The sequence below is a fragment of the Pedobacter sp. NEAU-ZC8 genome, assembly GCF_059278965.1.
The window spans coordinates 1-18,778 of sequence record NZ_JCAJXC010000006.1; the positions used below are offsets into that span (position 1 = coordinate 1).

Genomic DNA, 18,778 nt, shown 5'->3' on the forward strand with positions numbered 1-18,778 from the left:
GTTATTTGCCGTGTTTAACATCCGTTAAGTGGCTCCCTGTTTGTTGGGACTGCAAAGGTAGTAATGATTTTGATATTGTCAAGAATTTATTTCTAAATTTTTTCTTTTTGTTTTTCACTGTTTCCAGCGATGGTTACCTGCTAGAGGTAAACGCAAAAAGAGACGTTATCTTACTCCTTTTCAGCCTTTCAAATCTTTCTTCTTTATCCTTCTCACTGTTTCCCTTCCTCCGAAGCGGAGTGCAAATGTAGAAGAAAATTTCCGGGCTGCAAAACAATATGTAGAAATATCTTGTTTAAACCTGCTAACCTCTTGAAAAACAAGCGTAATGATTTGCACAGCTTTTCACAGTGCTTCGTGTCGCTTGTACGATAAGGTAAACCGGCAGGTTAACACCTCTCTTTCTAAGCAGGTTTATCCATAGATCAACCCTTACCATCCTGCCGTTTACAACAAATCTCAAAACGCTGTTTAACAATGCTTTATTGCCAGTGACTCCATTTTACCTGCACATTTTAGTGTTACAGCAGTGTGTTATTTATCTGTAGCGAAGAAAGATCCCCTACCCTTTTTAATGTCCAGGATTACCAACCTTCAGCCAAAACATGCATCTAGCTACATCCAGCTTGATTTAGCATATATATATAGTAGCAACCTCTACAATATAGTATCACCGCCATCTTACCAACCTCAAGTCTGCCGTCAAGACAAGTAGTAGGGTGACTAAAACGGCTTTCTTATTGCTCTTAAAGGGCTTTCCGACGCCTCTTAAACGCCTATTCTTCGCCTTGAGGCGAACAATAGGCGAACAATACGCGGTCAAGAGGCGAACAAGAGCCGCTCAAGAACAAAAGCTGTTCGCTGCCCATCAACATGACAATTCTGATAGATACCATACCATAGCAAATCCAAAAAGGGGTTTAAAGCATACTACTTTAGGTCTATACTTTACTTAAAGGGCTAATATTCCGGTCATTCAGCTAATACAAGACCATCCACGATTGAAGCGGTATACCAGCACAGCGCGTGCCCCCTTTCAGCCTAGCCCACTGATCGTCAGGAAAATAATTGCAACACAATGCTGAATTTATTTTGCAATGTGATTCTCATCATCTACATTTGTCTACCATTTTAGTAGACTTTAATTTCAACTGAATTTAAGGACGAATTAGTAGTTTTTTCAGCAGGATCAATACGCACGTCGATTCCTGAAGATTAATAAACAAGTAAAGCAAAATCAATCTTCCATTTATTAATATTCTTTCCTACCTATGCCTAAAAACTACTGCAAACCAAGATGGATCTTACTTCTATTCCTGCTCGGCATCTATGCACAGCAAAGCCTCGCACAGGAAAACCAACTGATTGAGGTCAGCGGAACCGTTACTGATCAGGAACAAAAGACGCCACTTGCCGGAGTCAGCGTTGTCATTAAAGGTGCAATAACCGGAACCACTACGGATCGAAACGGCAAATTCAAGCTACGTTCCCGGCTGAAGTTCCCCTTTAAACTGGTCTTCAGCAGCATCGGCTTTAAAACACAGGAATTTGAAGTGCGGGATATTGGAAACAACCTGAACATCGAACTGGCCAGTCAGACCGTACTGGCCAACGAGGTGGTGATTACTGCATCAAGGGTGCAGGAAAGCATCTTAAAGTCCCCGGTAGCCATTGAAAAGCTCGACATCCGTGCCATACGCGAGTCGCCGGCACCCAGTTTCTACGACGCACTGGAGAATGTCAAAGGGGTACAGATGACCACTTCGAGCTTAACATTCAAAATTCCGAATACACGCGGTTTCAACATTCCGAGCAACTACCGGTTTATGCAGCTGGTAGATGGAATCGACATGCAGGCCGCCACTTTGGGCGTTCCACTAGGTAATGCCATTGGACCAACAGAGCTGGATATTGCCAGCATTGAAATCACACCAGGTGCGGCTTCTGCCCTGTATGGCATGAACGCGATCAATGGCATGTCTAACCTGATGACCAAAAGCCCGTTTTACTACCAGGGCCTGAGCTTCTACCAAAAAGCAGGCTTAAACCACCTTGGCGGAACCGGTCGCGACTTGAGTAACCTCACTGAAACTGCTGTTAGATACGCCAAAGCCTTCAACAATAAGTTCGCGTTTAAAGTAAACCTGAGCTACCTTAGAGGTACCGACTGGCTTTCGGACACCCGCACCGACCAAAACCCCAACAACCTGAAGAGCGCAAATCCTGGTTATCCTGCCCTGAACGGCAGCAACAATATCGCCTTCGATGGCTGGAATAAGTATGGTGATGATGTGCTTGCAGGGAGTAACACGGTTTCGGTATCTGGGCTCAGCATCAACGGGCAGCCAAATCAGACTTTGAACGTGGCCAGAACCGGATATTGGGAAAGGGATCTGGTAAATCCCAATGTCGATAACCTGAAGTTTGATGCAGCCTTACACTACCGTCTCGGCGAAACTGCAGAACTATCGTACGATTACCGTATCGGCAAGATGGACGGCGTCTTTCAACGTGGCAATAAGATCCAGCTGGACAATGTGATCATTCAAAACCATAAGCTGGAGTTAAAGGGCAGCAATTATCTGCTACGCTCTTATATATCCATCGAGAATTCCGGCGATTCGTATAATGTAAAGCCACTTGCAGACAATATGGACCTTGCAAGCGGTGGCAGTGGCAGTGCCTGGGGTGCCAAGTACAAAAATGCGCTGAATGAATATGCAGCGGCAAACGGCGGTGCACTAACGGATGCAAACCTGGCCGCAGCGACAGCCTTTGCCCGCCAACAGGCAGACGCCGGGCGTGCAGCGCCGGGTACACCAGCTTTTGAAACTTTGAAAAACACGATTATCGGTATTAACAACTGGGATATCCGATCAGCAACAATCCCCAATGCCCCGGAAACTGGTGGTGCGGCGCTGATACAGAAAAGCCGCATGTACCATGTGGAGGGTCAGTATGACTTATCCGGCAAGATCCGCTATTTCGACCTGCTAGTCGGCGCCGATGCCAGGCTCTACGAAATTATACCGGATGGAAACTGCTTTGTTGATTTCAGCAGGGCCATTGCCGACCGAGGCACAGCCTTACCGGATGGTTCCTATGGCGACAACATCCATTATAAAAAGATCGGAGCCTTTACGCAGCTCACCAAAACCCTGTTTCAGGAAAAGTTAAAGCTGTTTGGCTCGGTACGCTATGACTATAACCCGGAGTTCGATCCGAAACTTACCCCTCGTATTGCCGCGGTTTATTCTCCTGATCAGCACCATAACTTCCGCTTCACCTATCAACAGGGATATCGCTTCCCCGGATTGTTCGAGGCCTTATCCTATGTAAACAACGGCCGGGTGAAACGTGTCGGAAGTCTATCCTATATCAATGAAGGCTTGGGCTACCTGGATAACAGTTACACCCGTGCATCCGGCGTGTTATTTAATGCAGCGGTGAATGCTGACGTAGCAAATGGGGCCGACCGAAACACTGCAGCATTGGAAAACCGGGAATTGCTGGTGAAAGCGAATCTACCCAAAGCAGCACCAGAGCGAATCAACTCCCTGGAGTTTGGCTATAAAAGTGTGTTCTTAGAAAATCGGCTGTACCTGGACATTGATGCTTACACCAACACCTACACCGGATTTCTCGGCCAGGTTCAGGTGGATGTACCCCGGGGCGCGACTGTAGGCAGCGATGCAGCAGTACTCGCGATGCTCGATGTAAACCGGGATGCAGGTCAGGATCGATACCGGGTATACACGAATGCCAAAAACAAGTATCGAAATTATGGAACTGCACTGGGCCTCACATTCAACTTCTACAAGAAATACACTGTTGCCGGAAATGTGAGTTACAACAAGATCAAGTCGAACGAGCAGAACGATATTTTCGTCACCGGCTTCAACACGCCGGAATGGTCAACAAACTTTACGATCGGGAATCGGGAGATTGCCAAAAACCTCGGCTTCAGCGTTGTTTACAAATGGCAGAATGCCTTTTTATGGGAGAGCCCATTGGTGACGGGCCAGATTGCGGCCATCCATACCTTTGACGCGCAGTTCAGCTATAAACTACCGGCGGTAAATGGAAGCATCAAAGTCGGTGGCACGAATATTTTCAACAAACCTTTCCTGCAATATGCGGGTGGACCAACCATTGGCGCCTTATATTACGCAGCCGTAACGTTTGAAGGACTACTTAACAGGTAGATATGCTTAGCAGCAAAGCGGAGCAGATATTGGATGAAGGTTCCGGTTTAAATTTTTCCGGAACCTTCATTAGACCGCTTAGTCTTATAGGAAATATAAGTTTTAGAACGTGCCGGCACCTTTTTCGGTGCTGCAGCTTTAGCAGACACGATCAGACGTTGCCCAGGCACCAGTGTGCTACCTTTCAGGTTGTTCCAGACTTTCAGGTCCTGAACTTCTACCCGGTATTGTGCGGCAATGGTGCTCAGGTTTTGTCCGCTCTTGACGCGGTGGTAAGTCGTTGCTCCAGACGACGACGATCTGCTGCTGCCAGATCTGGATTTGCCACGCAGCCTCTTATCATCGTTGGAGGCAAGATACACGCGGGTATCCACATCTACAGGCATATTGTTTAGCACTTCATAAACCTTCGCAAAGTTTGACACCTGTGCTGAAGGCATGATGATTCGCTTTGGCGATTCATCCGTACCATTAACAATCTTCTTTTTGTAGGAAGGATTTAACACGAACAAGGCATCGGTTTCCAGATCCAGCGCTTCAGACAGCGCTGTGAGCGAAACGAAGCGGTTCACCTGCACCGTATCGGTTTGTTGAGCCAAAGCTGATTTTTGCGCCATGATCTCGTGGCGCTCTGCATAATTCATCACATATACGGCTGCAATAAATGCTGGAACATAGTTCCGGGTTTCTTGTGGCAGGTAGGGACGAATTGCCCAGAAGTCATGCGAATTGGCCTTTTCTATTGCACGGTTTACATTGCCCGCGCCGCAGTTATAAGCAGCAATGGCCAGCAACCAATCGCCAAAGCGCTCATAAGCATCACGGAAATAGGCAGCCGCAGCATAACTCGCTTGTACCGGATCTTTACGTTCATCCACGAAATTGTCCATATTCAAGCCGTAGCCTTTCGCCGTGGTAAACATGAACTGCCAAAGGCCGGTGGCGCCTACCCTGGACACTGCATGTGGGTTCATCGCCGATTCGATGATCGGGAGGTACTTCAGCTCATCCGGAATGTCGTATGCTTTCAGTGCTTTTTCGAAGATTGGGAAATAATAACTGGACAAACCAAGCATCTTCCCCATCATATTTTTTCGCCCAGAATACACGTCAATGTATTTCTGGACATACTCATTATAATCCATTGGAATTACATTCCGAATAGAGTCCAAACGTTTTTTATGAACGAAGTTGTAATTATAAAAAGCCAAACTTTCATCGACCAGGGGAACAGCGGTCGTATCCGTTTCGAAAGTATTGGGGAATGCAAATGGAGAGGCAGGTATGGAATCTAGTTTTGCATTTTTCTGCTGCGCATAACCTGAAAAAGCTATTGTCGTCAGGGCTAGTACGGTTTTAAAACGTAATTTTAATTTCATAGGCAAAGAACTGCATCTCGCAGATTTAAAAGATTTCTATCTTATCAATAGGCTATTTTAAAAAACTATTTGACAAATTTAAAAGCGCGCTTTCATTGAAATGCCCGGCCATCAGCTGTATTCCTAACGGTAAACCTGCTTTATTATTGCCAAGGGGCAGAGATATTGCAGGAACTCCAGAAAGAGAGGCTAGTACGGTAAAGATATCCTCCATATACATTACCAGAGGATCCTTGATGTTCTCACCAATCTTGAAAGCCGATGTAGGCGTAACAGGCAATAGAATCGCATCATAGTTTGCCAGCAAACTTTCGATCTTATCGCGGATCAACCGGCGTACCTTTTGCGCCTTCTGGTAGTAGGCATCATAATATCCGGCACTCAAAATAAAGGTCCCTAACATGATACGCCTTTTAACTTCGGGCCCAAAACCTTCCGCCCGGCTCAGTTTATAGAGCTCGTTAAGGTCTTTTGCTTCCTTATTCCTATAGCCATAATGTACGCCATCATAGCGGGAAAGATTTGAGGAAGCTTCCGCAGCGGTAAGCACATAATAAGCAGGTACAAGGTAATCCAGGAGATCGAAAGACACATACTCAATTTCGTGACCTTCTGCTTTCAACTTTTCAATTCCCTTTGCAATCGCTTCGCGGATCTCCGGATCCAGCGCTTTACTTTCTAGGGTTTCCTGCAGTACGGCAATTTTCTGTTTGTTCGCTGGGACCAGAGACTGGCTATAAGCTGGAACGGGCTGTTCGGAAACGGTACTATCATGTTCGTCCGCTCCCGCAAGCACCTCTAACAATAATGCGGCATCAGCTACAGAAGAGGTGATGGTACCCACCTGATCAAAGGAGGAGGCATAAGCAATAACACCATAACGTGAAATCCGTCCGTAAGTAGGCTTCAGGCCAATGCAGCCGCAGAATGCAGCCGGTTGCCGTACCGAACCACCGGTGTCGGTACCCAGGGCTGCAAGGCACATGTCGGCCTGTACTGCCACGGCCGAGCCACCGGAAGAACCCCCGGCAACACGTTCCGGGTCTGCAGCATTGCGCACAGGACCGAAATAAGAAGTTTCATTAGAACCGCCCATGGCGAATTCATCACAGTTCAAGCGACCGATGATGATGGCGTCTTCTGCAAGTAGCCGCTTGATTACGGTTGCATGATAAGGCGCCACAAAGTGCTCCAGCATTTTAGAGGAAGCGGTAACCAGGTGATCCTGGTAGCAAATATTATCCTTAATGCCGATGACCATTCCGGCCAGTTTACCTGCGGTCTGGTTATCTATCTTTTTCTGAACGGCTTCAGCCTGATTTCTTGCAGACAAAAAAAACACCTCATTGAATGCATTGAGGTGTTTATGATCTTCTATTTGTTGAAAATAGTATTCCAGCAGGTCAGTTAAACGCAGCTCTTGCTGTGCAATCTGGGATTGGATCTCTGCTAATGCGATATATTTCTTCAAACTGGAGAATAAGGGTTAGCGAATATTTATAGTGGTTTTTGAGTGTTTGAGCGATCACGACCTAAGTTGTCCGTATCATCAATACCGTCTTTACCATCTTTAAATTCTTTCATACCTTTTCCTAAGCCACGCATTAATTCAGGGATTTTTTTACCGCCAAAAAGAAGTAATACAATAACTAGAATAATTGCGATTTCGGTGCCACCTAAAGCAGCTAATAGGGTTGTGTTTAACATAATCGTTAAGTTAAATATTGTTTTTTTCTAATTCAGTCTTTTCTGTTGTGTCCGTTACCGGTTGGTTTACTTCAACAGTACTTGCTGTTGACTCCACAACAGGTGATTCTGTGCTGCTGGTTGTTGTTGCAGTGCTGCTATCTGTTGAAGAATAACTGCTGGTGCCGCTCAAAGTATCATTAAAGGTACTCTTTACATCGTCAACTATATCCACGGCATTGATGTTTCTGTGAATTTCTCTTTTTACCCCTTCGGAAGCGTCTTTAAAGTCACGGATACCTTTACCCAGTCCACGGGCAAGCTCAGGAAGTTTTTTACCTCCAAATAAAAGTAAAACGACAACCAGGATAATCATGATCTCTCCGCCGCCCATATTTAAGAATTCTAATAATGTTCCTGTATACATTGTCTGGAATTTATATGTATCGTTTTTATTTCTTGTTAATTAGCTATTGCAAATATAAGGTATTTAATTTTTAAAATTATTTGGAAATCCAGGCTTCCGGATTTTGCGGCGATGCGCCCCTCCAAATCTGAAAATCAATTTCCGGCACCCCATCAGATGCCGAAACCACCCCTATGGTTTGCTTTGTACTAACTTCCTGTCCTATAGACACATTGACCGTGGCAAGGTTTTGATAAACCGTAAAATATTCTCCATGTTTAATAAGTACGAAGTATTTACCCATAGAGTTGCTGACGGTTGTAACTTTTCCATTAAACACGGCGCGCACAGCTGCACCTGCTGCTGTAGCGATCTTAACACCGTTCTGATCGATGTTCGCCTGATCTACGCGGTGACGCCCGAAACGTTCTGTGATAGAACCTGTAGCAACGGGCCATGGCAATGAACCGCGGTTGTTTATGAATGCGGCGGAAAGCTTAGCCGCTTCTGGTGTTGCATTTAAATATCCCGAGTTGGTTTTTGCGGCGGCTGTTGGTGCTGCAGGCGCAGCTTTGTTTTCAGCCTTTGCTTTTGCTGCGGCTGCTCTTGCAGCTTCCTCAGCTCTACGTTTCGCCAAGGCAATCTCCCGTTGAATCGCATTGCGGATATCGCGATCAATCTTAGCCTGCTGCTTTTTACGGGCAGCAATGTCTCGTGAGTATTTACGCTCCTGCTGACTGTAGCGGTTAAGTACTTTAGATTGTTCTGATTTATTTTTACCCAGCTTTTCTTTCTCAGATTCCTGTTCTTTCAACAGATTGCTCTTTTCTTTCAAGCTTCTATCCAGTACGACGATCTTATAGCTCAGGTTTTTCTGCGTGCCATTGATGTAATCGGCTTGCTTTTTACGGTATTGACTAAACTGCTGTAAGTATTTAACCCGTTTATAGGCTTGATTGAAGTCCTTTGCCGCGAAGATGAACATCATCTTGTCGTATGCATTTCTGTTCCGTTGTGCAAAGCGGATCATGGCCGCATACTCCTTCTTCAACTGTGCAAGTTGCTCTTTCAGAGATAATACGGCATTGGTATTTTCGTGGATCTGGCCATCCAGGTTTCTGATCTCAGAGTTGATGACGCCGATTTTATCCTGCATCAGACTGATCTTGGTATTTAGTGCCCGGATTTCGCTTTGTGTAAGCTTTTTACTGGTTGCGGTTTTGGTCAGATTCTTCTGTAACAAATTAATCTCGCGCTGCAAGGCTTCCTTTTTTCGCTTCAGTTGAGCACTACTTTGTGCAAAGGCGGTGGTACCAAACGTGAGCAGAAAAAGGAATAGTATTAGTTTGTAGAACTTCATTCAATCAAAAGTATAAATTTTAGTTTATTAACTCGTAGCCCTTCGGAACTCTAAACGGAAAATCAAGCTGAACATTACTCTCGATCTTTGAAAAGTCGAAATCAATGTCTACCCGTTTATTTCCAGATAAAGAATTAATTGCGATCTGTGCTGGCGCCATAAACTCGTTCACTTTCTGATAATTGCCGTATGCTACTTTGAGCGCCTGCGCGGCCTTGGCATCATTCAAATTGAGCTGACCAGGTTTCTGCAGCGTATTGAAATTAAGGTTATAGCCCAATGAGCCCTCATTTCCCTTCAGAACCCACAAGCCCTGTGGATTTTGCTCGAGTGTAGCGGCAGGATTAAAGAGCGTGTTGATGGTATTACCTGTCAATACATCCTGCAGCATCTTAAAGTTCACCTGTTTGCTGGTGTAGCGGTAAATGTAACTGAATGGCTGACGGACATAGGTGTTTTGTAATTTATTTAATACCATGATGCTGTCTGGAGTGATCACTGCCCGGGCAACCTCAATACCTAGTAGTGCGGTGATGCTCATCCAGATCTTCTGATCACGCTGGATGCGTACATTCACCGTAACGGTATTCTCGTTACCAGGTAAACGAAGGTTCGCTTTCCCCTTCATGGAAAGGGTGTTGAAGTTGATGTTTTTGCTTCTTAAAAGTTTGATGTGCTCTTCCTTCTTATCCGTTACAATTGGTGCTGGCTTTACCTCTGGCGTAGCAGCAACCATTGCTTTTTTACTCTTACATGCCATCACCACCGAAACCAGGCTTAGCATGACCATTGCTTTTATGAAACTTTTCTTCATTGATATGTTTTTATTTTCCGGTATGACCGTAACCGCCTTCGCCCCTTGCCGTTTCATTTAACTGTTCTACAGGCTCCCAGTTAATCGTTTCATGTTTCGCAATAACCATCTGTGCGATACGGTCTCCATTGTTTATGACGAAATCAGTATCAGAAAGATTAATCAGCAGGACTTTAATTTCTCCCCGATAGTCGGCATCGATCGTACCCGGAGCGTTCACAATGCTGATGCCATGTTTGTAAGCCAGGCCACTTCTGGGGCGGATCTGCGCTTCATAACCTACAGGAAGTTCAATATGCAGACCTGTAGGCACCAACATACGCTGCAGGGGTTTGATCACGATCTGGAGTTCTGTATGTGCACGAAGGTCCATACCCGCCGCATGTGCAGTTTCGTATTTTGGTAGTTCGTGGCTTGATTTGTTGATGATGTTGATCTTCATTCTGATAAAATTTGTAATTTATTTTTTAGACAATATAAATTTGAGCTGGTCTTTTTCGAAGTAGAAAACACCGCCCAAAAAAAGCAGCAACATGGCGTTGCCAATGTAAATGTTCCGGTTGAATACGTAAAAGGACAAGGTCACCAGGATACAGGAAACCAGCAGATAAGCAAGAATCCTTTTCAACTTGTATGGGATCGGGTAGTGTTTCTGCCCCAGCACATAGGAAGTTACCATCATGACCGAGTAGGCCAGCATGGATACAAATGCAGAGCCCATATAGCTGAACCTTGGGATAAGCACAATGTTCAAAACGATGGTCAGGATTGCGCCTACCGCAGAGATGTAGAGGCCATATCTCGTCTGGTCGGAAAGACGGTACCAGATGGAGAGATTCATATAGATTCCCAGGCACATGTAACCGAAAAGCAGCAAGGGTACTGCCGGTAAACCCGACCAGTAGAGCAGCTGTTCTTCTGTATTTTTACCATGTATAAAGTACTTCAGGATCTCGATGTTGGCCACAAGTGCGACGAAGATCAGTGTTAAGGCAATGACAAAGTACTGGAGAATGGTTGCGTAAGTTTGACGGGCATTCGCCTGTTTAGCGTGACTAAAAAAGAAAGGTTCTGCACCTAGTCTGAAGGCCTGAATAAAGATGCTCAGGAATACGGCAATCTTTGCGACCGCACCATAGATCCCGGTATCCCGGTCTGCAATGCTTTCCGGCAGGTAATGCCCAAGCATGATCTTGTCCAGGTTCTCATTGACAATAAAGGAAAGATTAGCAACCAGGATGGGCCAGCTGTAGGAAAACATGTTCATTAACATCTTGCGGTCCATTCTGAACTGGAGCTGCAGAATTTCCGGCAGCAGTAAAAGCAATGCTGCGCCACTGGCAGCCAGGTTAGCAATAAACACATAGCCTACCCATTGCGGACGGTACCAGCTCTGGAACCATTCGGCACCGGGGCCACCATTTGAGATGATCGCCGGAATCAGATACAGGAAGGTCAGGTTGGTCCCGATGAATGTTCCAATATTCACAAACTTGATGATGCTGTATTTGATAGGCCTGCCATCAGCACGCAGCTTCGAAAATGGGATAACTGCGATGGCATCAAAAAAAGATAGCCATACGAAATATTGCACGAACCTGGTTTGATCTTTAAGCTCGCTAATATCGGCGTGCAACATCATCAAGGCGATATCTTCTGCCCATAACAAACCCGTAACCAGAAATAAGCTGGCAAGAATGAGAATGGTTAGAAATGCATTGTTATAGACCTCCTGCTTACGGTCCTCATGTTTATTCAGGTACCTGAAAAAGGTTGTTTCCATACCAAATGCGAGTACTGCATTAACAATAGAAACGTAGCTGTACATTTTGGTAAAAATACCATATACCGAAGGCGCAAAGACAGTGGTAAAAATGGGTGTGAGGATGAAGTTGAAGAGCCTGGAAATGATGGTACTAAATCCATAGATCGCGGTATCACCAAGAAATTTCTTAATAACAGACATCCTATTTCTTTAGAATTTCAAAATTCTGGTAGCCTTTTAGTTCGCCAGGTGTTACCTGCACTTCCTCAACACGCGAGCGATCGGAGCCTTCATGGCACCATTCCAGGAAAACTTCCAGGGTAACATCGTCGGCCTCCGCTTCAATGAACAGCGAACCGTCTTTTTCGTTACGAACGTAGCCCCGAACACCCATCTGGTCGGCGACATACTTTGTTGTTGCGCGGAAAGAAACGCCCTGTACTTTGCCAGTTACTCTAATGTCTATATGTTTTTTCATCTGTTAAACTTTTGTACGCTTGATGAAGCCATCATGATCTTTACGCTTGCTGTTACGCAGCGAAGCTCATCTATATGGATTTTAATCTTTCTTTTTCTGTTGCAAACTCAGTCCAGATCTGCTGGATGATCTGTGCTGCAGGTCTAATCTCGCGGATCATCGCTGCCACTTGTCCGATTTCAAGTTCTCCCGCTTCCAGGTCACCCTCAAACATCCCGGCCTTTGCTCTTGCCCTTCCGAGCATTTGCTGCAACTGCTCCGCACTGGCGCCTTCGGCTTCCGCAGTAGCAATAGCTTCTGCAAAGGTATTCTTCAATAGCCTTACGGGCAGCAATTTTTTCATCCGCAATGCGGTATCCCCTTCTGCAGCCTCAATGATCCGCTTTTTAAATGCCGGGTGCGCCGAGGATTCTTCTGCTACGGCGAAGGCCGAACCAATCTGCACGCCTTCTGCACCGAGCGCAAAGGAGGCTAGCATCGCTTTACCACTGGCAATTCCACCCGCAGCAATTACCGGGATGCTCAGGGCCTCTGCGATCATTGGGACAAGGCAGAGGGTTGTGGTTTCCTCGCGACCATTGTGCCCGCCGGCTTCAAAGCCTTCCGCTACGACCGCGTCTACACCTGCCGTCTGGGCCTTCAGCGCAAATTTCGTGTTTGCGATGACATGTACCACCGTGATGCCATGTTGTTTTAGAAAACTGGTCCAGGTGGCTGGGTTTCCTGCAGAGGTAAAAACAATCTTCACTTGTTCTTCCACAATGATGTCGAAGATCTCTTTTATATCCGCATATAGCAAGGGTACGTTAACCGCAAAAGGTTTATTTGTATGAGCCTTGCATTTCTGCACATGTGTACGGAATACCTCAGGATACATGGAGCCTGCACCGATGATGCCAAGTCCACCGGCGTTTGATACTGCCGCGGCAAGCCTCCAGCCACTGCACCAGACCATACCTGCCTGAATAATTGGATATGCTATACCGAAGAGTTGCGTAATTTTGTTCTGCATGCGCCTAAAATAATCTTTTGATACGGGTTGCACCTGATAGCTGTTCGTTTTCTATAGCTTCCAGCAGTACTACCCCAGGCTTTTTTCCGAGCTCAAAGCTACCGTAGGTATCCTCAATACCCAAGAATTTCGCGCCATTCAACGTCGCCCATTCCAGTAGTGTCTGGAAACTGATTTGTTTGTGCGTTTGCAGCACCTTCATCTCTTCCAGGATACTTAGCTGCTGGTTGCTGGCCAGGCTGTCTGTACCTAAAGTGATCCGCAAGCCTTCGTTTTTAAGCATGTGCACATCTGGCAGGGTATTCTCGATGTAGCGGTTTGCATTCGGACAAAGGCACCAGTAAAGATCCGGGTGCTGTGTCTTGGCGAACGCTACATCTGCTAGACTGGTTTGCGTGTTGTGTACGAGCAGGGTTCTGCTTTTCGGCAGTTTAGGTAAAGTGGTTTGCAAAGATGTTTTGCCACTAGCCTGGTAAAACTCCAAATCCAGGCCCAGAATTTTATAGAGTTCCAGGAATGCTCCGGTTTTATGCTGAAAAAATTCGTTTTCCGAGGGCGTTTCCTGATTGTGAATACTCAACAGGTTTTCCTGAGTCTGGCTGATGGTTGCAATTTCTGCAAAAAGTGCATCTGAGACGGAATATGGTGCATGTGGTACTATAGAAGCTTTAGTCTTTTCAAAGCTATCCATGGTTTCCTTTGCTTTTGCAATGATTGACGAAGCTTGCGATGGATTGAAGCCCATGGCTTCCACGAAAGTATGGTAGTAAATCTTACTTTTTTGTTTTACGCTTGCGGATACTGGCTGATTGGAGATATCGCCCACGGCTACAATGCCATTCTGATACATCTCCTCATCTGCCTGTTCCATTGCTTTCATGATCTCCGAGCTATCTGCAGTGCGGCTTTTCATCACCTCGGACACAAATTTGAAGAGTCCGGTATGCTGACTGATCTTATCGCGCAGGTGTGAAAGCTCCAAATGACAATGTGTATTGATGAAGCCTGGTACCAGCAGGCCGGAATAGTGTTGGCTTACCGGAAGACTTAGTGCTTCAGCTTCCTGCTGCGTGTACAGCCCCTTAACACAACCTTGCTCATCAAGTGCAATTACGCCATGATCAATGGCTGGTGTTGAAACAGGGTATATGGTGGATGCTGATAGATATGTTAGCATGGGGCAAAGTACGCGTATATGTGCGATTGAACCAAATTGGCTTTAGCGTTTAAGGGGAAAGCTCAAAACTTTTTACGGTGTCGGATCGTATTAAAGTAAACACCACAGTATGAAACCAATAAATTCTATATTGTCCGCTTGCGCAGTGCTTTGTCTTTTCTTTAGCTCCTGTAAAACCGGGCCGGTGAACCTTTTTAAGACAGCGAGCCCTTATGAGTTGTATCAGCGCAAGCTTAGTAATGCGGGCTTGGATAAAACTGCCATGGGCAAAGCCTGGATCGATGCGGGGCAGGAAAGTATTGCTAAGGCACTGCGTATTAAGCTGCCCTATAAGGAACAAGGCTATTTCCCGGCGGAGCGTGTTGCAGCTACTGCTTTTAGGTTTGATGTGGTCCGTGGACAGCGTTTGAACATTCGCCTGGAGAAAATACCTGCAACAGATTTCATGGTATACATGGATCTATGGGCATTCCGCGAGGGGAATTCGCCTAAGGCTGTGGCTTCTGCAGACACATTAAATGCCAGCATCACAATTGATGTAGACGAAAATGCGGAATATCTGCTGCGCCTGCAGCCAGAATTATTGAAAAGTGGTTCCTATACTTTGGAAATCCTTGGCGGACCTTCCCTGGCCTTTCCCGTAAAAGGAGATGGCCGGAAGCGAGTTGAAAGCTTATTTGGCGTGGGAAGGGATGCAAATACCCGCAGGCATGAGGGCATAGATATCTTTGGGGCAAAACATACCCCGGTGCTTGCCAGTGCAGATGGAATCGTAACCAGGGTGGGTGAAAATAATCTTGGCGGACTGGTTGTCATGATGCGGCCGAATGACAAGAACTACACCCTGTACTATGCTCACCTTGATAAGCAGCTGGCCATCGAAGGTCAGGAAGTAAAAGTTGGCGACACCCTTGGTCTGATGGGCAACACAGGCAATGCAAGGACTACCCCACCGCACCTGCATTTCGGCATCTACACTGGTAGCGGTGCCATAGATCCCCTGCCTTTTGTTAACCCGGAGGTCCGGGAGCCCAAGGCAGTAACGGCGGCAACGGCAAACCTGAACGCGACGCTTAGAAGCAGCAGCAAAACGGAACTGCGGGAAAGTCCTGATGCAAAATCGCAAAGCATTAAAAAACTGGAGCCTTCTACAATTGTGCTTGTTGAAGCTGCAACAGACTCCTGGTATAAAGCTAAGCTACCCGATGGTAGCACAGGTTATGTACCTAGCAAAAGTTTGAGCTCCGTAAAGACGAGCTTGCGAAGCCTGAAGCTGGGTCCGCAGCAACTTGCCTTGTATGACCAGCCCATAGTTGCTTCGCCGCTGAAGAAAACTTTGGATAGTGGTGCCACCGTAAATTTGATCGGCCAGTTTGAGGATTTTCTGCTCGTTAGAGATGCCGAGGCCGAAACCGGCTGGATTCCGGCAGCGGGTAAGCGTTAAATGATTGGACTATTATCTTGTATTGATGGTTCCAATATCATATTTTGATAGTTTATATGGGTATAAATCTATTCCTTTGCAATTCGTAATAAATTTTTCAACACATGACTGATTCGTCTACAAGATTAAATAAATACATAAGTGAGAGTGGTTTATGCTCCAGAAGAGCGGCTGACCGGTATATAGAGCAGGGGAATGTGTATATCAATGGCAAGAAAGCCAAAGTAGGCGATAAGGTAATTTTTGGAGATGTGGTTACGGTGAATGGGCAGACCATTGAACCAAAAGCGGTTGAAAACTCTGTTTTGATCGCATTCAATAAGCCGGTTGGCATTACCAGCACCACAGAAGCCGGTGTTCCAAGCAACATCGTAGATTACGTGAACCATAGCGAAAGGGTGTTCCCGATCGGCCGTCTGGATAAAGATTCTCAGGGTTTGATCTTCCTGACCAACAATGGTGACCTGGTAAACAAAATTCTAAGAGCGGGCAACAATCACGAGAAAGAATATCTGGTTACGGTTAATAAGCCGATCACGCCGGCATTCCTGGAGAAGATGTCCAAAGGGGTTCCGATCCTGGGTGTAATGACCAAGAAATGTAAAATTTCACAGGAGAGCACTTTCGTTTTCAAGATCACTTTAATTCAAGGGCTTAATCGTCAGATCCGCAGAATGTGCGAGCATCTGGGTTATGAAGTGACCAGATTGGAGCGCACCAGGATCATGAACATCAGTTTGAAAGGTATTCCTGTGGGTGAATGGCGTGAACTTACACCGGAAGAGCAGACAGAGATCTATAAGATGGTGGAGAAGTCTAGTGCGAATGCACCGGCTCCAAAAGCGAAGCCAAGCCCTGCAAAGAGCAAAGAACAAGGTTTTGGCGATCAATTTACGCCTTTCGAACCGACTGGTAAACCAGGAGGCTCGGGCAAGCCATCGGGGAAATCATCTGGAGCAGGTAGAGGCGCTGCCAGCGGCCGTCCTGCGGCAAGGGGCGCCAATGAAGACAAACGCCGTTCGCCGGGAAGATCTGCAGGTGCTGCATCCAGCAATGATTGGCACAAGAGCAATGGCCCTGCTAAGCGACCAGTAAAGCCATCTAAAGGTAAATCTGGAACTCCGGGTAAAAGCCGCGGTGCAAAACACTAATTTTTTTGGTTACCTTTGTGCCTAAATGGTTTACACAAAAAAAACAGACATTCGGGCACTGAGTTTAAGTCAGTTACAGGAACATTTCACTTCCATTAACGAACCCGCCTACCGGGCGAAACAGGTTTACCAATGGTTGTGGGAAAAGGCTGCCCGCAGCTTTGCGGAAATGAGTAACCTGTCTAAGGATCTCAGGAAGAAACTCGACGAGCACTTCGCTATCAATGTGGTGGAGGTGAACAATGCACAGGTCAGCAGTGACCGTACCATCAAGAGCGCTTTCAGGTTATATGATGGGAACATTGTGGAGGGGGTGCTGATTCCGATGGAAGAAAGGATGACTGCCTGTGTGAGTTCTCAGGTGGGCTGCAGCTTAACTTGCAAGTTCTGTGCTACTGGTTATATGGACCGCAAGCGTAACCTTAATGCAGATGAGATCTATGATCAGGTGGTGCTGATCGATCAACAGGCGAAGCAAAACTACAATGCGTCATTGACCAATATCGTGTATATGGGTATGGGCGAACCCTTGCTAAACTATGCCAATGTGATGAAATCCATTGAGCGCATTACCGCGCCTGACGGATTGAACATGGCTTCTAAACGAATTACGGTATCCACGGCTGGTATTGCCAAGATGATCAAGAAGCTTGGTGATGACAACGTTAGATTCAACCTTGCCCTTTCCTTGCATGCTGCAAATGATAAAAAGCGCAATGAGATCATGCCGATCAGCGAACACAACTCACTTTCAGCACTGGCAGAAGCTTTAAAGTACTATTTTTCAAAAACCAAAAACCCGGTTACTTACGAATACATCGTTTTTAACCATTTCAATGATGAAATTCAAGATGCTATAGAGCTTGCGAAGTTCTGTAAACATGTACCTTGTAAGGTAAACCTGATTGAATATAACCCAATTCAGTTTGCTGATTTCATTAATGCTGAAGGCGATAAGATTGATGCTTTTGCAAATTACCTGAAGAGCCAGGGTATCAACACCAACATCAGGCGCAGCCGCGGAAAAGATATTGACGCTGCTTGTGGACAACTTGCGGTTAAAGAACAAGCTTAGTTCTATTTGAAGGCTATTTTACAGGGTAATAGCATTTCCTTTTTGCCGCCACACACTTCATCTTAAGAATCTTACTACTTCTGCTGCATGTTGACATAAACTGCCAACATGCAGCAATTCAAAATTCTGGCGGCCGAGCTTCTTCAGCTGCTCTTTCCAAATGTTTGTAGCGGTTGCGGTCAGCCACTCGTCAAGTCAGAACAACTGATCTGCCTAAGCTGCCGCTTTGACCTGCCTTACACTGACTTTCATCTATTTCCTGATAATCCAGTCGCAAAACAGCTCTGGGGCCGTATACCCTGCGCACAGGCTACCGCAATGTTATACTTTAAAAAAGGCACGAGAGTACAGCAGCTTCTGCATAATTTGAAATATAAGGGAAAACCAGAGTTGGGTGTGCTGCTTGGGGAACTGCTCGCGGAAACCATCCTGCAGAGCAGCATGTGCTGGCAGATTGATCTTATCCTGCCGGTACCGCTCCATAAAAAACGGGAAAGAACGAGAGGTTACAATCAAAGTATGTGCATTGCGGAGGGTTTGTCTGCAGGACTGCATCTGCCAGTTTACAAGAACGTGTTGGTTAAGCGGAGTTCGACCTCCAGTCAGACTAAAAAAAGCAGATTCAGCCGATTTGAGAACCTGAAATCAGCTTTCAGCATTGAGGAAGAGGAAAAAGTAAAGGGGAAGCATGTACTTCTTGTTGACGATGTTATTACGACTGGTGCCACAATAGAAGCTTGTGCATCAGCACTTAACTTCGCAGGAATAGCTTCCCTAAGTGTCGCTGCAATTGCTTACACAAAATAATTTTTAAGTTTTTAAAACA

The 18,778-nt window shown here is 45.9% G+C and carries 16 protein-coding genes; 5 read left to right on the forward strand and 11 right to left on the reverse strand.

Annotated elements, in window-relative coordinates:
* The first annotated feature begins 1,271 nt into the window (after positions 1-1,271).
* Positions 1,272-4,205, forward strand: coding sequence for a TonB-dependent receptor (locus tag AC5WJX_RS06395; protein ID WP_494483829.1), 2,934 nt, complete (start codon positions 1,272-1,274; stop codon positions 4,203-4,205).
* 47 nt (positions 4,206-4,252) lie between these two features.
* Here the strand turns inward: AC5WJX_RS06395 and AC5WJX_RS06400 are convergent, their stop codons facing one another.
* The 11 genes from AC5WJX_RS06400 to AC5WJX_RS06450 all read right to left on the reverse strand — a co-directional run bounded on the left by AC5WJX_RS06400 (position 4,253) and on the right by AC5WJX_RS06450 (position 14,282).
* Positions 4,253-5,584: a lytic transglycosylase domain-containing protein gene (locus tag AC5WJX_RS06400; RefSeq protein WP_494483830.1), complete on the reverse strand. Its 1,332-nt coding sequence runs from the start codon at positions 5,582-5,584 to the stop codon at positions 4,253-4,255.
* A gap of 52 nt (positions 5,585-5,636) precedes the next feature.
* Entirely contained in the window at positions 5,637-7,055 is a 1,419-nt protein-coding gene (gene gatA / locus AC5WJX_RS06405; protein ID WP_494483831.1) for an Asp-tRNA(Asn)/Glu-tRNA(Gln) amidotransferase subunit GatA, read from the reverse strand.
* Positions 7,056-7,081: 26 nt separating this feature from the next.
* Positions 7,082-7,291 (reverse strand): Sec-independent protein translocase subunit TatA/TatB, encoded by a 210-nt coding sequence (locus tag AC5WJX_RS06410; RefSeq protein ID WP_494483832.1) that lies wholly within the window; start codon positions 7,289-7,291, stop codon positions 7,082-7,084.
* Positions 7,292-7,301: 10 nt separating this feature from the next.
* The gene (locus AC5WJX_RS06415) at positions 7,302-7,697 is read right to left on the reverse strand and encodes a Sec-independent protein translocase subunit TatA/TatB (RefSeq protein WP_494483833.1); all 396 of its coding nucleotides are present in this window, start codon (positions 7,695-7,697) and stop codon (positions 7,302-7,304) included.
* Between the two features lie 76 nt (positions 7,698-7,773).
* On the reverse strand, positions 7,774-9,036 hold the full coding sequence (locus AC5WJX_RS06420) for a murein hydrolase activator EnvC family protein (RefSeq protein WP_494483834.1): 1,263 nt from the start codon (positions 9,034-9,036) through the stop codon (positions 7,774-7,776).
* A 19-nt stretch (positions 9,037-9,055) separates the two neighbouring features.
* Complete coding sequence (gene lolB1 / locus AC5WJX_RS06425) at positions 9,056-9,850, reverse strand: lipoprotein insertase outer membrane protein LolB1 (RefSeq protein ID WP_494483835.1); 795 nt, start codon at positions 9,848-9,850, stop codon at positions 9,056-9,058.
* A gap of 10 nt (positions 9,851-9,860) precedes the next feature.
* Complete coding sequence (gene dut / locus AC5WJX_RS06430) at positions 9,861-10,292, reverse strand: dUTP diphosphatase (protein ID WP_494483836.1); 432 nt, start codon at positions 10,290-10,292, stop codon at positions 9,861-9,863.
* 18 nt (positions 10,293-10,310) lie between these two features.
* Positions 10,311-11,816: a lipopolysaccharide biosynthesis protein gene (locus tag AC5WJX_RS06435; protein WP_494483837.1), complete on the reverse strand. Its 1,506-nt coding sequence runs from the start codon at positions 11,814-11,816 to the stop codon at positions 10,311-10,313.
* 1 nt (position 11,817) lies between these two features.
* Positions 11,818-12,093: an acylphosphatase gene (locus AC5WJX_RS06440; protein ID WP_494483838.1), complete on the reverse strand. Its 276-nt coding sequence runs from the start codon at positions 12,091-12,093 to the stop codon at positions 11,818-11,820.
* A 70-nt stretch (positions 12,094-12,163) separates the two neighbouring features.
* A complete protein-coding gene (locus AC5WJX_RS06445; RefSeq protein ID WP_494483839.1) occupies positions 12,164-13,105 on the reverse strand; it encodes an NAD(P)H-dependent flavin oxidoreductase in 942 nt (313 codons plus the stop codon).
* A gap of 4 nt (positions 13,106-13,109) precedes the next feature.
* The gene (locus AC5WJX_RS06450; RefSeq protein ID WP_494483840.1) at positions 13,110-14,282 is read right to left on the reverse strand and encodes an amidohydrolase family protein; all 1,173 of its coding nucleotides are present in this window, start codon (positions 14,280-14,282) and stop codon (positions 13,110-13,112) included.
* A 109-nt stretch (positions 14,283-14,391) separates the two neighbouring features.
* On the opposite strand from AC5WJX_RS06450, the gene AC5WJX_RS06455 reads away from it, so the two are divergent.
* From AC5WJX_RS06455 to AC5WJX_RS06470, 4 genes are all read left to right on the forward strand, one after another.
* Complete coding sequence (locus AC5WJX_RS06455; RefSeq protein ID WP_494483841.1) at positions 14,392-15,726, forward strand: peptidoglycan DD-metalloendopeptidase family protein; 1,335 nt, start codon at positions 14,392-14,394, stop codon at positions 15,724-15,726.
* 104 nt (positions 15,727-15,830) lie between these two features.
* Positions 15,831-16,877, forward strand: a complete 1,047-nt coding sequence (rluF, locus tag AC5WJX_RS06460; RefSeq protein ID WP_494483842.1) for a 23S rRNA pseudouridine(2604) synthase RluF — start codon at positions 15,831-15,833, stop codon at positions 16,875-16,877.
* Between the two features lie 25 nt (positions 16,878-16,902).
* Positions 16,903-17,952 carry a dual-specificity RNA methyltransferase RlmN gene (rlmN, locus tag AC5WJX_RS06465; RefSeq protein ID WP_494483843.1) on the forward strand — a complete coding sequence of 350 codons (1,050 nt, stop codon included), beginning with the start codon at positions 16,903-16,905 and terminating at the stop codon, positions 17,950-17,952.
* Between the two features lie 108 nt (positions 17,953-18,060).
* Positions 18,061-18,759 (forward strand): ComF family protein, encoded by a 699-nt coding sequence (locus AC5WJX_RS06470; protein WP_494483844.1) that lies wholly within the window; start codon positions 18,061-18,063, stop codon positions 18,757-18,759.
* Positions 18,760-18,778: the final 19 nt, after the last annotated feature.

Bases quoted from the DNA above. Each gene is read 5' to 3' on its own strand.
- AC5WJX_RS06420 (WP_494483834.1), bottom strand. From the start codon at position 9,036: ATGAAGTTCTACAAACTAATACTATTCCTTTTTCTGCTCACGTTTGGT.
- rluF (WP_494483842.1), top strand. From the start codon at position 15,831: ATGACTGATTCGTCTACAAGATTAAATAAATACATAAGTGAGAGTGGT.
- AC5WJX_RS06395 (WP_494483829.1), top strand. From the start codon at position 1,272: ATGCCTAAAAACTACTGCAAACCAAGATGGATCTTACTTCTATTCCTG.
- AC5WJX_RS06400 (WP_494483830.1), bottom strand. From the start codon at position 5,584: ATGAAATTAAAATTACGTTTTAAAACCGTACTAGCCCTGACGACAATA.
- AC5WJX_RS06470 (WP_494483844.1), top strand. From the start codon at position 18,061: ATGCAGCAATTCAAAATTCTGGCGGCCGAGCTTCTTCAGCTGCTCTTT.
- AC5WJX_RS06440 (WP_494483838.1), bottom strand. From the start codon at position 12,093: ATGAAAAAACATATAGACATTAGAGTAACTGGCAAAGTACAGGGCGTT.
- AC5WJX_RS06410 (WP_494483832.1), bottom strand. From the start codon at position 7,291: ATGTTAAACACAACCCTATTAGCTGCTTTAGGTGGCACCGAAATCGCA.
- rlmN (WP_494483843.1), top strand. From the start codon at position 16,903: ATGGTTTACACAAAAAAAACAGACATTCGGGCACTGAGTTTAAGTCAG.
- AC5WJX_RS06450 (WP_494483840.1), bottom strand. From the start codon at position 14,282: ATGCTAACATATCTATCAGCATCCACCATATACCCTGTTTCAACACCA.
- AC5WJX_RS06435 (WP_494483837.1), bottom strand. From the start codon at position 11,816: ATGTCTGTTATTAAGAAATTTCTTGGTGATACCGCGATCTATGGATTT.
- AC5WJX_RS06415 (WP_494483833.1), bottom strand. From the start codon at position 7,697: ATGTATACAGGAACATTATTAGAATTCTTAAATATGGGCGGCGGAGAG.
- AC5WJX_RS06455 (WP_494483841.1), top strand. From the start codon at position 14,392: ATGAAACCAATAAATTCTATATTGTCCGCTTGCGCAGTGCTTTGTCTT.
- dut (WP_494483836.1), bottom strand. From the start codon at position 10,292: ATGAAGATCAACATCATCAACAAATCAAGCCACGAACTACCAAAATAC.
- AC5WJX_RS06445 (WP_494483839.1), bottom strand. From the start codon at position 13,105: ATGCAGAACAAAATTACGCAACTCTTCGGTATAGCATATCCAATTATT.
- lolB1 (WP_494483835.1), bottom strand. From the start codon at position 9,850: ATGAAGAAAAGTTTCATAAAAGCAATGGTCATGCTAAGCCTGGTTTCG.